Source organism: Streptomyces sp. NPDC086080 (genome assembly GCF_044540255.1).
Lineage (GTDB): Bacteria > Actinomycetota > Actinomycetes > Streptomycetales > Streptomycetaceae > Streptomyces.
This window is the reverse complement of record NZ_JBITRU010000017.1, coordinates 148,893-162,680: the sequence shown is the minus strand read 5'-3', so window position 1 is coordinate 162,680 and position 13,788 is coordinate 148,893. Positions and strand designations below refer to the sequence as shown.

Sequence of the window (13,788 nt, the reverse complement as noted above, 5' to 3'; positions counted from 1 at the left end):
GCAGCCCCGGGCAGCGTCCGGGCGTGTGTTTCCGTCAGGTGACCGCCCGGACGTCGGCCGGAATGCCCAGGCGTTCGGCCAGCGTGGTGAGCGCGGGACCCAGGGGGAGCGAGACACGGGTGAGGGCGTGCCGGTCGCCGCGCGTGGGGTCCCGGTTGACGATCAGTACCGGCGTGCCGGTCTGTGCCGCCTGGCGGACGAATCGCAGTCCGGACATCACGGTCAGCGAGGAACCGAGGACGAGCAGTGAGGACGCCTCGCGGACCAGGGCGCGGCAGTGCTCGACCCGCCGCGGCGGTACGTTCTCGCCGAAGAACACCACATCCGGTTTGAGGATGCCGCCGCACAGCGTGCAGGGCACCACACGGAAGTCCCCGACCTGCTCGTCGGTGAGGTCGGCGTCCCCGTCGGGGTTGATCGCGGCGGCCACGGGCGCGAAGTCCGGGTTGGCCTCCTCCAGTCGCGCCGCCAGTTCCGCGCGCGGGCTGAGAACGCCGCAGGAAAGGCAGACGACCCGGTCCAGGCTTCCGTGCAGCTCCACCACACCCTCGCTGCCCGCGGCCTGGTGCAGACCGTCGACGTTCTGGGTGATCACACCCGAGAGCAGGCCGTGGCGCTCGAACGCGGCCACGGCCCGGTGCCCGGAGTTCGGGCGGGCGCGAGCGAAGGCGACCCGGCCGAGGTGGCTGCGCGCCCAGTACCGGCGCCGGGCCCGGGCGCTGCCGGTGAAGTCCTGGTAGGTCATCGGTGTGTGCCGGGTCAGGCTTCCGCCCTCGCCCCGGTAGTCGGGGATGCCCGACTCGGTGGAGATGCCCGCCCCACTGAGCACCAGCACACCACCGAGGCGCAGCGCGTCGGCGACCGGCTCCGGGTCCGTGGTCCCCGGCGGCAGGTCCTCGGCAGGGGTCCAGCTCAGGGTGGGGCGCATACGCATGCCGCAAGAATACGAAACCCCCGTCCCTCCCCGTCGCCGCCGTGTCCTCCCGGCCGGCCGGGACCGCGGCTGCCGTTCACCGTACGGGAGGTCCCGCCGGACGCGGAGTCCTCGCGGGGAAGCGGCCGGCGCCGGCGAGGGCGCGGCCCCCAGGAACGGCGGGTGAGTCCCGTCCGACCGGACCGTGCGGATGGCGTCCCGCCGGGTGGTGTAGCCGATCAACGGACCGGACTCGCAGGTCACGCCGGGTACGTCGACCGGCTGGGGCACTCCCGGCGCCTGACCGGGCCGCTTCGCGCGCCGCGCCGACGTGGAGATCACCGCGAGCCGGGTACCGGAGGGCGAAGCGCGTGTTCGCCTACACCACCTCGCGGGACGCGACCACCGTGCGAGGGAGGGCGGGACGGTGCGGCGGGGAGGGCCGGGTGGAGGTCAGCGTCCGGTCGCGCCGTCGATGAGCTCACGGAGGATGTCCGCATGGCCGGCGTGGCGTCCGGTCTCCTCGATCATGTGGGTGAGTGCCCAGCGGACGCTGGGAGCGGGGCCGTGCGGCCGGGCACGCGGCAGCGGTGAGGCCGGATCGGCGCACGTGTCGAGTACGTCGTTCGCCCGGGCGACCGCCTCACGGTAGCGGGCGACGACATCGGCCACCCGGTCCTCGGGCGGGGCCCGGAAGGTCCCCTGCCAGTCGGTGACCCGGTCCCCGAGGAACGTGGCCCGTTCGACGAACGTGAGGTGATGGAGCAGCCCGAGCAGGTTGGTGCCCGACGGGACGCCGGCGGTGCGGACACGGGGCTCGGGGGCGCCCTCGACCTTCGCGGAGACCGACTCGCGGAGGTAGTCGAGGAAACCGCGCAGGACCTCGGTCTCACTGCTGCCCGTGCGGGGCGGCGGCGTGTCCCCGCGGCTTCTGCGGGGCGGGGCGGGGGACATGGGACCTCCTCGTGGACCGGTGCGGGTTCAGGCGGTGCGGTGGACGATCAGTACGTGATCGGTGACCTCGGCGGTCTGCCCGTCCGGCCCGGTCGCGGTCCGCCGGGGCGAGTCGGCCCGTTCGACCGTCCACGTCCGCGGATCCAGGGCGATCTCCGCGGCCACCTCCCGCGCGGTGGGATACCGGACGCCGGGATCCTGATCCCACGACCACGGAGCGGTCGAGCCGTGGTCGACGACCAGCAGACGTCCGCCAGGCCGCAGGTTCCGGGCTGCCGAGCGCAACACGCCTGCCCGGTCGAGCTCGAGCGGAGTGTGCAGGTAGTGGGCGCACACGAGGTCGAAGACACCGTCCGGGAAGGACTCGCGCAGATCGTGCCGCCGGGCGGTGATCCGGCCTGCCGAGCGGTGTACGGCAGCGAGCCGGGTGAGGCGCTCGACCGCCACGGACGACACGTCGACGGCGGTGACCCGCCACCCCTGGCGAGCGAGCCACAGCGCGTCACCGCCGGCGCCGCAGCCCAGGTCCAGCGCATCGCCGGGCGGCAGGCCGGCGACGGCTTCGACCAGGCGGGCGTTCGGCCGAGGGTCGGTGGCTGCGGGACGCTCCGCGTGGACGCCGTCCCAGAACCGGGTCGCATCGGTGGTACTCATCAAGGGCTCCTTCCGCCGGGAGCCCCGAGTCTTGCCCGGCCCTTCGTGACCTGGCACGAAATCTTGCCGATACGGCAAGGCGCACGGCCGGGGCCGGCCAGCCCGACGCCACGGCCCGTCACGGCGACCCGGCCGGTGCTTCCGCCCAGGTCGTGCTCGCACGAGGCCCCTGCCCAGGGCCACCGCCGCGCCCGCGGCGACGGCGAGGGACGCCGCGCTGCCGCGTCGCCGCGTCGCCGAGGACGGCGCTCCGCGCGGTCGTGGCCGTGGGGGCGGGGTGGGCCGGTCCTGGGGGCATCGGTCCCCGGCCCGGACCGCCGACCGGACCGAACCGGTGAGCGAGGTGATGCCGCCGTTGACGTGGAATTCTCTCGCGCATGGGCATACGGGGAAGGCGGACCATCGGGAAACGCGCACCCGGCCGGGCAGACCGGCGGCGGGCGGAGCGCCGGCCCGCTCGGCGAGGAGGACGTCATGGTGGCAGGGCCGAAACACACGCAGCCCGTACACGAGGGGCCTCGGCCGGCGGTTTCCGCCGTGCCGGCCGAGGCGCTGGAAGCCATCGGCACCGGAGCCTACGTGGTCGACGAGGAGGGCTGCATCGTCGCCGTCAACACCCGGGCCGAGCAGCTGCTGGGCCGGTCCGCCGGCGAACTCCTCGGCCACGACGCGCACGACCTGCTGCACCGCGGTCCGCAGGGGCAGCCCATCCCGAGAACCCAGTGCGCCATGCGGCAGGCATTCCACGCCGGTCGCACCGCTCAGGGCGACGAGGACCACTACGCGGCCGCCGACGGCTCCGTTCTGCTGATCTCCTGGCTGATCACTCCTTATATGTGCGGTGATCACCGAGCAGGCACCCTCGTCGTCTTCCACACCGCCGACCCGTCGCAGCGGACCGTCACGCAACCGCCGCCGACGACCCGGTCGCTGTCGGAACTGCAACGGCTGGCCCTGCTGGCCGAGACCACCACCCGGCTGACCTCCACCCTCGACGTCGACGAGGCGCTGAAGCGGCTGGTGGCCCTGGTCGTGCCCCGGCTGGCCGACTGGGTGGTCGTCGACCTGATCGCCGAGCGCGACGAGGTGTGGCGGACCGTCGTCGTGCACGCCGACGGCGACACCCTCGTGCGACATGAGGACCTCGAGGGTCCGATGCCGCCGATCCCCGAGCAGTCCCCCATGCCCCTGTCCAGAGCTCTCCGGGGCGTCGCCTCCACCCTGGCGGGTCCGCAGACCTACCACGGAACACCGGATTCCGGTATCGCGGTCGAGCCGGGTCGCCTGTTCGATGCCACGGGAATGCACTCCGCGGCCATCGCACCCATCCGGAGCACACGCGCCGTCCTGGGCGCACTGACGCTGGGCCGCGCCGAGAACCCGGCGGCCTTCGCCCCCGCCGACCTCCCGCTGATCGAGGACCTGGCACGACGGGCCGGTCTCTCCCTGGACAACGCCCGCCTCTACCAGCGCCAGCGCAAGGTCGCCGAGACCATGCAGAACCATCTGCTGCCCCAGATGCCCGGTGTTCCCGGCCTGAAGATGACCGTCCGCTACCTTCCCGCACCCGACGCCTCACATGTCGGAGGCGACTGGTACGACGCCTTCCCGCTGTCTCCCGCCTCCACCGCCCTGGCCGTCGGAGACGTCGTCGGCCACGACCTGGAGGCGGCAGCCGGCATGGCACAGGTCCGCAACATGCTGCGCGCCTACGCCTGGTCCCAGCAAGACCCCCCCAGCCGCATCGTCGAACGCCTCGACGGGGCCATGCCCCACATCACCGACGTCGCCATGGCCACCCTGATCTTCGCCCGTGTCGAAGCGGCCGAGAACCGTCACTGGCGGCTGTCCTGGACCAACGCGGGGCACCCCCCGCCCCTGCTGGTCAGCCGGGACGGCCTGGCAAGCTATCTCACCGACGGCCACGGCATTCTCCTGGGCACCCAGACGAACATCCGGCGTCCCGACGCCACGGCGCTGCTCCCACCGGGGTCCACCCTGGTGCTGTACACGGACGGCCTCATCGAGGCGCCCGGTCAACCCCTCGACAGCGGTCTTGACCGCCTGCGCCAGCACGCCGCGGCCCTCGCCCACCGCCCCCTCACCTCCTTCACGGATCAGCTGCTCCGCCGGGTGCGCCCCGCGGACAACGACGACGACGTCGCCCTCCTGGCCCTCCGCGTGCCGTGGGACTGACGTGGCAGGCCCCGGCCGGGCCCCGTCCGCGCCGCGATACGCCTAGGCTTCCCTCCGTGCCCGCTCCCCGCCTGCGTCGCGTCGCCGTCCTTGTCTCCGAGGGCGCCAAGCCCCTCGACGTCGGCATTCCCGCCCAGGTGTTCACGACGCGGGCGAGCATGCCGTACGAGGTACGGGTGTGCGGCGCGGCCCCGGGACCGGTCACCGGTGGCGACGGCCTGTCGTACCACGTGGCCCAGGGGCTCGAAGCGCTGGAATGGGCCGACATCGTCTTCATCCCCGGCTACCGGTTCCCGGACCGCGAGGATCCGCCGACGGCCGTCGTGGACGCGCTGATCGCCGCCCATCACCGGGGCGCGCGGCTTGCGGCCATCTCCACGGGCGCCTTCACCCTGGCCGCCACGGGAGCGCTCGACGGCAAGCGGGCCACGACCCACTGGCACTACACCCGGGCGCTCGCGGCCCGGCATCCGTCGGTCCGCGTGGACGAGAACGTGCTGTTCGTCGACGAGGGCAGTGTGCTGACCTCGGCCGGCGCGGCCTCGGGCATCGACTTGTGTCTGCACATCCTGCGGGGTGATCTGGGGGTCGCCGCTTCGAACCACGCGGCCCGGCGCCTGGTCGCCGCGCCCTATCGCAGCGGTGGCCAGGCCCAGTACGTGCCGCGCAGTGTGCCCGAGCAGCTCGGCGAGCGGTTCGCCGCCACCCGGGAATGGGCGCTGCGCCGGCTCGGTGAACCCCTCACCCTCGACGCGCTCGCCCGGCACGCGGCGGTCTCACCGCGCACGTTCTCCCGCCGCTTCGCCGAGGACACGGGGTACACGCCGATGCAGTGGGTCATGCGTGCCCGCATCGACGCGGCCCGCGAGTTGCTGGAGCGCTCGCAACTGGGTGTCGAGCAGATCGCCGGCGCCGTCGGCCTCGGGACCGGTGCCAATCTGCGCCTGCACTTTCAGCGGATCCTCGGCACGACGCCGACCGAGTACAGGCGCACCTTCGCCCTGGGAGAGTAGGCCCCTGTCGCTGGCGCGATCCTTGCGAACCATGGCGATCGTGCCGCTGCCCCGGGCCCGGCCCGAGCGCGATCCTGGCAGTGGACGAAGGGACACCACACATGACTCGTATCGCGATCAACGGATTCGGCCGCATCGGACGCAATGTGCTGCGCGCGCTGCTCGAACGCGACAGCACCCTGGAGGTCGTCGCCGTCAACGACCTGACGGAACCGGCCGCTCTGGCGCGGCTGCTCGCCTACGACACCACCGCGGGCAGGCTCGGCCGGCCGGTCACCGTCGACTCAGACGCCCTCGTCGTCGACGGCCGCCGCATCACGGTGCTCGCCGAGCGCGAGCCGGCCCGGCTGCCGTGGGCCGAACTCGGCGTCGACATCGCCCTGGAGGCGACCGGCCGCTTCACCTCAGCCAAGGCCGCTCGCGCCCACCTCGACGCGGGCGCGCGGAAGGTCCTGGTCGGCGCGCCCTCGGAGGGGGCCGACATCACGCTGGCGTACGGGGTGAACAGCGACGCCTACGACCCGGAACTGCACACGGTCGTCTCCAACGCCTCGTGCACGACCAACGCTCTCGCCCCGCTGGCCGCGGTCCTCCACGAACTCGCGGGCATCGAGCACGGCTTCATGACGACCGTGCACGCCTACACCCAGGAGCAGAACCTTCAGGACGGTCCGCACCGCGACGCCCGCCGGGCCCGCGCCGCGGCCGTCAACATCGTGCCGACGACGACGGGTGCCGCCAAGGCGATCGGCCTCGTCCTGCCCGCCCTCGACGGCAAGTTGTCGGGTGACTCGATCCGCGTGCCGGTCCCCGTGGGGTCGATCGTCGAACTCAACACGACCGTTGCCCGGGACGTCACGCGCGAGGAGGTACTGGAGGCCTACCGGGCCGCCGCGCGGGGACCGCTCGCGGGAGTGCTCGAATACTCGGAGGACCCGCTGGTGTCGTCCGACATCACCGGCAACCCGGCCTCGTCGATCTTCGACTCGGCCCTGACCCGTGTGGACGGGCGGCACATCAAGGTGGTCGCCTGGTACGACAACGAGTGGGGCTTCTCGAACCGCGTGATCGACACGCTCGAGCTGCTCGCCGCCCGCTGAGCCACCGTCACCCGGCGTATGCCGGCCGTCGGGGAGTTCTTTTCGTGTCTGTGCGGGCGATGACCGGGCATACGGGTCTCATCTCTACGAGAGGAGCTCGCTCATGCTCGGCATCATCGCGGCGGTGCTGTTCTTCATCGCGTTTCTGATCAACGCGGCGGATATCGGCACCAACGACGTGTTCTCTTCGGTCAACGTCATGCTGCTGGGGTTGACCGCACTGGCCCTGCACGTGGCGGGCATCGGGACCGGCTGGTCCCGCAGGCGCTGACGCACTCCCGAGGGCCGGCACCCGTGGTGCCGGCCCTCGCGTCCTGCGGGCACACCGTGACCTCTCCCACGGCCGTCACATAACCTCGTACGGGAAGACGTCGGATGCCGTGGAAGCACACCGGGGAGGCGATGGTGTTCGAGAGGGGCACGCGGTTGTCGGCGGGCGCCGTGATCGTGGCCTGCATGGTGCTCCTAGGGCCGAGTGCGCCGAACGGAGTCTTCTCCGCCGAAGCACCGCCCGTCACCGCCGCCAGGGACGTCGTACCCAACCGCGTCATGACATGGAACATCTGCAACCCCTGCGGAGAGAGCAACGTCGCACGGGCGGCGGAGATCGCCAGGTTCGCGCCCCAGGTGATCGGACTGCAAGAGGCGTGCGAACGTGACGTCGCACGGATCCGGGACCATCTGGAGAACCTCTACGGGCTCGTCTACCACGTCGAGTACGGGGCGGTTCTGCGGAATTGGGGCCGCTGCGGGGGAGTGCCGTGGAACCCCGGCGGCTACGGCCAGGCGATCCTCTCGGCGGCACCGATGACGGACCGGGTGAAGGCGGAGTACCCCGACGGCGGATCCGAGGACCGCGGCTACATGGCCGTCACCACCCTCGTGGGCGACCGGCCCGTGCGGGTCTTCAACACCCATCTCGCCCAACGGCGCCAGGAGGCGGTGAGGGCCGAGCAGACCGTCGTGCTCGCCGAGGAGATCGCCCGGTACGACCGGGCCATCGTGCTCGGCGACTTCAACGCGGTGCCGGACACCCCCGAACTGTCCGGGATGTGGGCGCTCGCCGAGGACACCGACCCCCGGTGTCGCCCCCCGGCCACCGGCGCCTGCACGCCGACCACCGACTGGCGCAGCAAGTTCGACTACATCTTCCTGCGCAACATCGCCCCGCTCCGTCACCACGTGTGGCGCACCCCGTACTCGGACCACGACGTGCTGCACACCGACGTGGCGACCTGAAGGAGCGGGGGACACCGGTCGACGCCCGGGAAGCCGGGCGCATCGGTCGACCGACCTCCACCGCGTGCCGCGACGGCGGCAGGTCAGACGGAGGAGGCGCCGGCGTCCTTGCCGCCGTCGCGTTGGTGACCTCGGCGGGCGTCGCGGTCGAAGATGCCCAGGATCTCGCAGGGGCCGCCCTCGGCCCCGATGGCGTGCGGAAGCATGGTGGGGAACTCGGCGGACTGGTTGGTCTCGACGCGGAAGCGCTTGTGTCCCAGCAAGAGGATCGCGGTTCCGGACAGGACCACCAGCCATTCGCGGCCCGGGTGGGCGCGCATGCGCGCGGGGTTGTCCGGCGGCGGTCCGGTCATGCGCTGCCGTACGACGGTCATGCCCGGGTCGCCCTTCACGGGCCAGCGCATCAGCCCGTGGGCGCCGTCGATCATCGGGCTGGTGATCACGTCGTCGGTGGCGGTCTCCACCAGCTGATCCAGTGATGTGTCGAGGGCGCGGGCGAGCGTGACCAGCTGATCCAGCGCGAGGCGCCGCTGCCCGTTCTCGATGCGGCTCAGTGTCGACTGGCTGACGTTGGCGCGCCGGGCCAGTTCCTCCAGGGACCAGCCCTGTGCGACCCGCAGGGCGCGGATCCGTTTGCGTACGAGGCTGTCCAGCTCGCCATCATCTTGCGTCATGGGCAACATCCTATGCCCAACTCGCAAAGCGTGCCTACGGTCGCTCGTGGGCGGCGGCCCGGAAGGACCGAGGTCACGCCGTCGAGGAGAGCCATGAGGAAGAGTCAGCCCGCCCCTGCGGCGTCCGTCCCGGACAGGGACGTACCGGACGCACGTCAGCTGCGCACCATCCTGATCGCGGTGTCGGTGGCCCTGATGGCGGTCATCGCGTCCGTCTCCGGACTGAACGTCGCCCAGACCCATATGGCCGTCGAATTCGACGCCTCGCAGGGCACGGTCCTGTGGATCATCAACATCTACACCCTGGCCCTGGCTGCCCTGCTGCTCCCGCTCGGGGCGCTCGGTGACCGGCTGGGCCGCAAGCCCACGCTGATCGCCGGCCTGGCCGTCTTCGGTGTCGCCAGTGCCACGGCCGGCCTCGCCCCGACCGCCGAGGTGATGCTGGCCGCGCGCGTGGTCAGCGGCGTGGGCGCTGCGATGATCATGCCGATCACCCTGGCCGTCATCACCTCCACGTTCCCCGGCGAACAGCGCGGCAAGGCCATCGGGGTGTGGACCGCGGTCGCCGGGGGCGGCGGCATCCTGGGGATGTTCCTCTCCGCCCTGCTGGTCGACGTCGCGGACTGGCGGTGGCTCTTCGTGCTGCCCGTGGTCCTGGTCGCCGTGGCCCTGGTGATGACGCTGAGGTCGGTACCCGACTCGCGTGAGAGGCCGGCCCATTCCTTCGACACGGTCGGGGCGCTGCTCTCGGTTGTCGCCGTGGTCGGTCTCGTCTTCGTACTGCAGGAGGGTCCGGAGAAGGGCTGGACCGCCCCCGCGACACTGATCGGTCTCATCGCCGGACTGGCCGCCGCCGCCGGCTTCGTGGTGTGGGAACTGCGCCGCCGGGACGCGGCGCTCCTGGACGTGCGTCTGTTCCGGAAACGCGGCCTGTCCGGCGGTTCGATCACTCTGCTGGTGGTCTTCGGTGTACAGGCGGGCATCGCCGTGGTTCTCTTCCCGTTCTTCCAGGCGGTGCTCGGCTGGTCCGGGCTGCCGGCCACGCTGGCCCTGATGCCCATGGCCGTGATGATGATGCTGGCCTCCGGCCTGGCCCCCCGGATGGCCGCGGGCGTCGGCGCCCGGGTGACGATGATGGTGGGTGTCGCGCTGGGGGCCGCCGGTCTCGCACTCATGGCCCTGCTCGTCTCCGCGGACGGCGGCTACCCGACGATTCTGCCCGGCATGCTCGCCATGGGCGTCGGCATGGGGCTGTCGATGACTCCTTCCACCGAGGCCATCACCGGGTCCCTGCCCAGCGGCAAGCAGGGCGTCGCCTCCGCCCTCAACGACGTCACCCGCGAGTTCGGCACCGCGCTCGGTGTCGCCCTGCTCGGCGCGCTGCTGACCGCCGGCTACCGCGGCTCCATCGACGGCAGGCTGGAGGGCATCCCCACGGACGCCGCCGACACCGCGCGGGAAGGCGTCGCCAACGCCGTCGAGGTGGCTCCCGGCAGCGGCTCCCACGCACAGGACCTGGTCCACGCCGCCCAGCAGGCCTTCGTCGACGGCTGGCAGCAGGCCATGTGGGCGGGCGTCGCCGTCATGGGCGTCCTGTTCGTCCACATCGCCCTGCGCGGGCCCGGGAACGCCGCACCGGTGACGGACGACAACGGTACCGAGGCCGCCGTGACCGCCGCACCCCGGTGACTTACCGGGAGGCGGTCCTCGCCGGGGCCCGAGGAGTCCGGCCCGAGCCGGAGGCCCCACTCCGACGGCGGCTCGGTCAGAACCGGTCCAGCAGACGGGCCGCCATGGCGCGGGCCTGACGCAGACGGCCGCTGTCACCTTCCAGACCGGCGCGCACCATGGCGCCCTCCAGGAGGAACGCCAGGTGCTCCGCCGTGGTGCGAGCGACGTCGGGACGCTCGGGCAGCAGCAGCCCGACCTGAGTGGCCATCAGACGCTCGACCTCCTCCTTGTGCCGGCGCACCAGCGCCCGCCCCTCGTCCCCGACGGGCAACTCGGCGGCGGCGTTGAGCAGTCCGCACCCGCGGAAGTCGTCCTCGCCGGGGGAGCCGGCACTGTCGATGTAGGTGTCGAAGACGGCGAGCACGCCGTCCCGGGGGCTCCCGGCCCGTTCGAGCCGTGAGCGGTACCGGTTCAGCCACTCCTCGTGCCGGGCGTCCAGGTAGGCCAGGACGAGATCGGCCTTGGAGGTGAAGTTGTTGTACAGGCTCATCTTCGCCACACCGGCCTCGGCGGTGATCGTGTCGATGCCGGTCGCCGTGATCCCGTCGGCGTAGAAACGCCGTGCGGCGGCGGCGAGGACCCGCTCCCGGGCCGGCCGCCGTCTCCCGGCGGCCGGCCTGCGTTCCGTCCCGCTCATCGCGCACCTCGAATAACTAGGTAGACTGGTCTACCCAGTATAGGCTCACGTCGGCCGAGCGCCCGCACCGCCGACCGGCCGTGCCCCCCATGCCGTCCAGAGCCTCACGGAGTCACCATGACCGTCCTCACCGACAACCTCGTCGTCGACGGCGTACGTCTCGCCTACCGGGACCAGGGCCAGGGCATGCCCGTGGTCTTCATCCACGGAACGCCCTCGCACGCGTACGAGTGGCGCGACGTCGTGCCGCACATCGAGGCGGACGGCTTCCGGACCGTTACCTACGACCTGCTGGGATACGGCCGCTCCGAGCGGCCGGTGGACCGTGACACGTCGGTCGCCGCCCAGACCGAGCTCCTCGTGCACCTTCTCGACGCCCTGGACATCGACCGGGCGGACATCGTCGCGCACGACATCGGCGGCGCCATCGGCCTACGCTTCGCCGTCGCCCACCCCGAGCGCGTGCGGCGACTTCTGATCATCGACTCGGTCAGCTACGACTCGTGGCCCTCCCCGACCTGGCGCCGGATCATCGACGAGCACCTGGACGACTTCACGAGCATGTCGCAGGAAGCGTTCGACGACCTGCTGACCCGCCAGCTCACCATGACCGTCGCGGACGCCTCGCTCATGACCGGCGACGTGCTCCGGGCCTACCTGGCACCGCACCGCTCCGCCCTGGGCCGCGTCTCGTTCTTCGAACACCAGGTGCGTCACTACGACGCCAAGTACACCGAGGAGATCAGCGACGCACTCGGACGCCTGACCGTGCCCGTACGCATCCTCTGGGGCGAGAAGGACCAGTGGCAGCCCCTCCACTACGGGCGGCGGCTCCGCGACACCATCCCGGACGCCGACCTCGTCACCGTCCCCGACGCCGGCCACTTCCTCATGGAGGACACCCCCGAGCGGGTCGTCGAGGAAATAAGGAACTTCCTGGCCCTCCCCTGACCGCCCTCTCCGCGGGTCAGGACTGCGGTCGCTTCCCGTGGTTCGCCGCGTGCTTGCGGCGTGACTTCTTCTTGCGGCGCCTCTTCGAGGACATGCGTGTCTCCTTGGTGACGTCAGCAGGTGAGACCGGGTCCCACCGCGCGGTTCCCGGGCCGGTGAACGGCAGACGGCCCGCAAGCCATTGTTCCGTGCGGCGCCGGACGCCGCGACTCGCCGTGCTCATGGCGGTGCCCGGCCGCTCCCTGGCCGGGCACCGCCCGGCGCGGTCCACCCGGCGTCCCGCGGGCCGGGCGAAGGGAGCGGATTGCGTCAGGGAGCGTTGCTTCCGCCCGCCACGGCAGTTGAGCGGGGTGCACGGCTCACGTGGGCGTCGGCCGCGGTCGTCGGACGTGGCGCCGCACCGCCCTGTTCCCCCTCCCACCGGAGGCCGTAGCGATGCACCACCCCGCAGACCGTTTCCCCCGGCCGGCCCGCCCGCAGCCGGCGGCCCGGCACCTGCCCGAACCACGACTGCTCAGCGGCGTCTACGGACTTGTCCTGGCCAGTGCGCTGGCAGCCGCCCTCGACTCCCCGGACGAACAGACGGACCCCGGATCCGATGCGGTGTGGGTCCTGTTCACCGCCGTGGCCGCCGCGGCCGCCCACGGCTACGCCCACGTTCTCGCGCACCGTATGTCGGCCCGAGGCAGTGGCGTCCGGGCCGGGCTGCGCGCCATGCTGGCGGAGTGGCCGGTGGTCGCGGCGGCCGCGCCCACCGTCGTACTGCTGCTGTTCGCCGTGCCCTCCTGGTGGACCGAGAGCGACGCGGTGAACGTCGCCCTGCTGTTCAACACCCTGCTCCTCGCGGCCGGCGGAGCGTGGACGGCGCGTCGCGCGGGCCGCGGTCGGCCGGCGTCGCTCCGGGCCGCCACCGGGGACATGCTCATCGGTCTGGTGATCATCGCAGCGAACGCCCTGATCAAGTAGTGGCCCGCCGAACCGTCCCTCAGGACAGGACGCGGTACGTCACATGCGTGACCAGCGTGGCCGACCGTGTCGCCACCTGCTCCAGCCTCAGCGGCGGAACGCCCTCGAACACCCGGGTGCCGGCGCCGAGCGTGAACGGCACGAAGTGCAGCCTCAGCTCGTCGATCAGGCCGGCGGTGAGGTACTGGTTGACGGTGTTCGCGCCGCCGAGGATCAGGACGTCGCCGTCACCGGCCGCATCGCGAGCCCGTGCGAGTGCGGGGGCGACGCCGTCGGTGACGAAATGGTAGGTGGTGCCGCCGTCCATCGGCTGCGGCTCGCGCGCGTGGTGGGTGAGCACGAACACCGGTGCGTGAAAGGGCGGATTCGCGCCCCACCAGCCGTTCCACTCCCGGTCCCACGCCCCACGCACCGGACCGAACATGTTGCGCCCCATGACGAACGCGCCGGCCGCGCTCATGCGGTCGACTTCGGCCCTGTTCTCCTCCGGCGTGTCGAACATCCAGGCGTGCAGTCTCGCGCCCGATCCATCGCCTCCGTCGTCACCGAACGGGCGTTTCTCCGTCTGGTTGTGCCCGGCCGAACAGCCGTCGATCGACATCGTGATGTCTGCGATGACCTTGTTCATGCGTACGGTTCTCCTCACGGCTCCGGAACGGCGTGGTACGACGTTCACCAGTGAGACTCCCGGCCCGGCCGGAACTCATCGCCGGCCCGGACGCCGACGGTCGGTGACCTGTGCCATGGCATGCGGCAGAAG

Annotated in this window: 15 protein-coding genes; 8 read left to right on the top strand and 7 right to left on the bottom strand. The window is 71.9% G+C overall.

Features of this window, described 5'->3' with window-relative positions:
- Positions 1–34: 34 nt before the first annotated feature.
- The 3 genes from ACIF9R_RS21250 to ACIF9R_RS21240 form a co-directional block, all read right to left on the bottom strand.
- Positions 35–934 carry an NAD-dependent protein deacetylase gene (locus tag ACIF9R_RS21250; RefSeq protein ID WP_399982243.1) on the bottom strand — a complete coding sequence of 300 codons (900 nt, stop codon included), beginning with the start codon at positions 932–934 and terminating at the stop codon, positions 35–37.
- A gap of 432 nt (positions 935–1,366) precedes the next feature.
- Positions 1,367–1,867, bottom strand: coding sequence for a DinB family protein (locus ACIF9R_RS21245; protein WP_399982241.1), 501 nt, complete (start codon positions 1,865–1,867; stop codon positions 1,367–1,369).
- Between the two features lie 27 nt (positions 1,868–1,894).
- Positions 1,895–2,521, bottom strand: a complete 627-nt coding sequence (locus tag ACIF9R_RS21240; RefSeq protein WP_399982238.1) for a class I SAM-dependent methyltransferase — start codon at positions 2,519–2,521, stop codon at positions 1,895–1,897.
- Between the two features lie 477 nt (positions 2,522–2,998).
- Here ACIF9R_RS21240 and ACIF9R_RS21235 point away from each other — a divergent pair, with 477 nt between their 5' ends.
- From ACIF9R_RS21235 to ACIF9R_RS21215, 5 genes are all read left to right on the top strand, one after another.
- Positions 2,999–4,717: a SpoIIE family protein phosphatase gene (locus ACIF9R_RS21235; protein WP_399982315.1), complete on the top strand. Its 1,719-nt coding sequence runs from the start codon at positions 2,999–3,001 to the stop codon at positions 4,715–4,717.
- Between the two features lie 56 nt (positions 4,718–4,773).
- The gene (locus ACIF9R_RS21230) at positions 4,774–5,730 is read left to right on the top strand and encodes a GlxA family transcriptional regulator (RefSeq protein WP_399982235.1); all 957 of its coding nucleotides are present in this window, start codon (positions 4,774–4,776) and stop codon (positions 5,728–5,730) included.
- Positions 5,731–5,831: 101 nt separating this feature from the next.
- Positions 5,832–6,830: a type I glyceraldehyde-3-phosphate dehydrogenase gene (gene gap, locus ACIF9R_RS21225; protein WP_399982232.1), complete on the top strand. Its 999-nt coding sequence runs from the start codon at positions 5,832–5,834 to the stop codon at positions 6,828–6,830.
- Between the two features lie 103 nt (positions 6,831–6,933).
- The gene (locus ACIF9R_RS21220) at positions 6,934–7,101 is read left to right on the top strand and encodes a hypothetical protein (protein ID WP_399982229.1); all 168 of its coding nucleotides are present in this window, start codon (positions 6,934–6,936) and stop codon (positions 7,099–7,101) included.
- Between the two features lie 104 nt (positions 7,102–7,205).
- Complete coding sequence (locus tag ACIF9R_RS21215) at positions 7,206–8,069, top strand: endonuclease/exonuclease/phosphatase family protein (protein WP_399982226.1); 864 nt, start codon at positions 7,206–7,208, stop codon at positions 8,067–8,069.
- 83 nt (positions 8,070–8,152) lie between these two features.
- On the opposite strand, the gene ACIF9R_RS21210 is transcribed toward ACIF9R_RS21215, so the two are convergent.
- Positions 8,153–8,752, bottom strand: a complete 600-nt coding sequence (locus ACIF9R_RS21210) for a helix-turn-helix domain-containing protein (RefSeq protein ID WP_399982224.1) — start codon at positions 8,750–8,752, stop codon at positions 8,153–8,155.
- 84 nt (positions 8,753–8,836) lie between these two features.
- Between ACIF9R_RS21210 and ACIF9R_RS21205 the strand changes: the two genes are divergently transcribed.
- A complete protein-coding gene (locus tag ACIF9R_RS21205) occupies positions 8,837–10,432 on the top strand; it encodes an MFS transporter (RefSeq protein ID WP_399982221.1) in 1,596 nt (531 codons plus the stop codon).
- 76 nt (positions 10,433–10,508) lie between these two features.
- Here the strand turns inward: ACIF9R_RS21205 and ACIF9R_RS21200 are convergent, their stop codons facing one another.
- Positions 10,509–11,111, bottom strand: a complete 603-nt coding sequence (locus ACIF9R_RS21200) for a TetR/AcrR family transcriptional regulator (protein WP_399982218.1) — start codon at positions 11,109–11,111, stop codon at positions 10,509–10,511.
- A gap of 117 nt (positions 11,112–11,228) precedes the next feature.
- On the opposite strand from ACIF9R_RS21200, the gene ACIF9R_RS21195 reads away from it, so the two are divergent.
- The gene (locus ACIF9R_RS21195; RefSeq protein WP_399982216.1) at positions 11,229–12,062 is read left to right on the top strand and encodes an alpha/beta fold hydrolase; all 834 of its coding nucleotides are present in this window, start codon (positions 11,229–11,231) and stop codon (positions 12,060–12,062) included.
- Positions 12,063–12,078: 16 nt separating this feature from the next.
- Here the strand turns inward: ACIF9R_RS21195 and ACIF9R_RS21190 are convergent, their stop codons facing one another.
- Positions 12,079–12,156: a 50S ribosomal protein bL37 gene (locus ACIF9R_RS21190; protein WP_373287922.1), complete on the bottom strand. Its 78-nt coding sequence runs from the start codon at positions 12,154–12,156 to the stop codon at positions 12,079–12,081.
- 341 nt (positions 12,157–12,497) lie between these two features.
- On the opposite strand from ACIF9R_RS21190, the gene ACIF9R_RS21185 reads away from it, so the two are divergent.
- Positions 12,498–13,028 carry a hypothetical protein gene (locus ACIF9R_RS21185; protein ID WP_399982214.1) on the top strand — a complete coding sequence of 177 codons (531 nt, stop codon included), beginning with the start codon at positions 12,498–12,500 and terminating at the stop codon, positions 13,026–13,028.
- Between the two features lie 19 nt (positions 13,029–13,047).
- Here the strand turns inward: ACIF9R_RS21185 and ACIF9R_RS21180 are convergent, their stop codons facing one another.
- Positions 13,048–13,656 (bottom strand): dihydrofolate reductase family protein, encoded by a 609-nt coding sequence (locus ACIF9R_RS21180; protein WP_399982212.1) that lies wholly within the window; start codon positions 13,654–13,656, stop codon positions 13,048–13,050.
- Between the last annotated feature and the right edge of the window lie 132 nt (positions 13,657–13,788).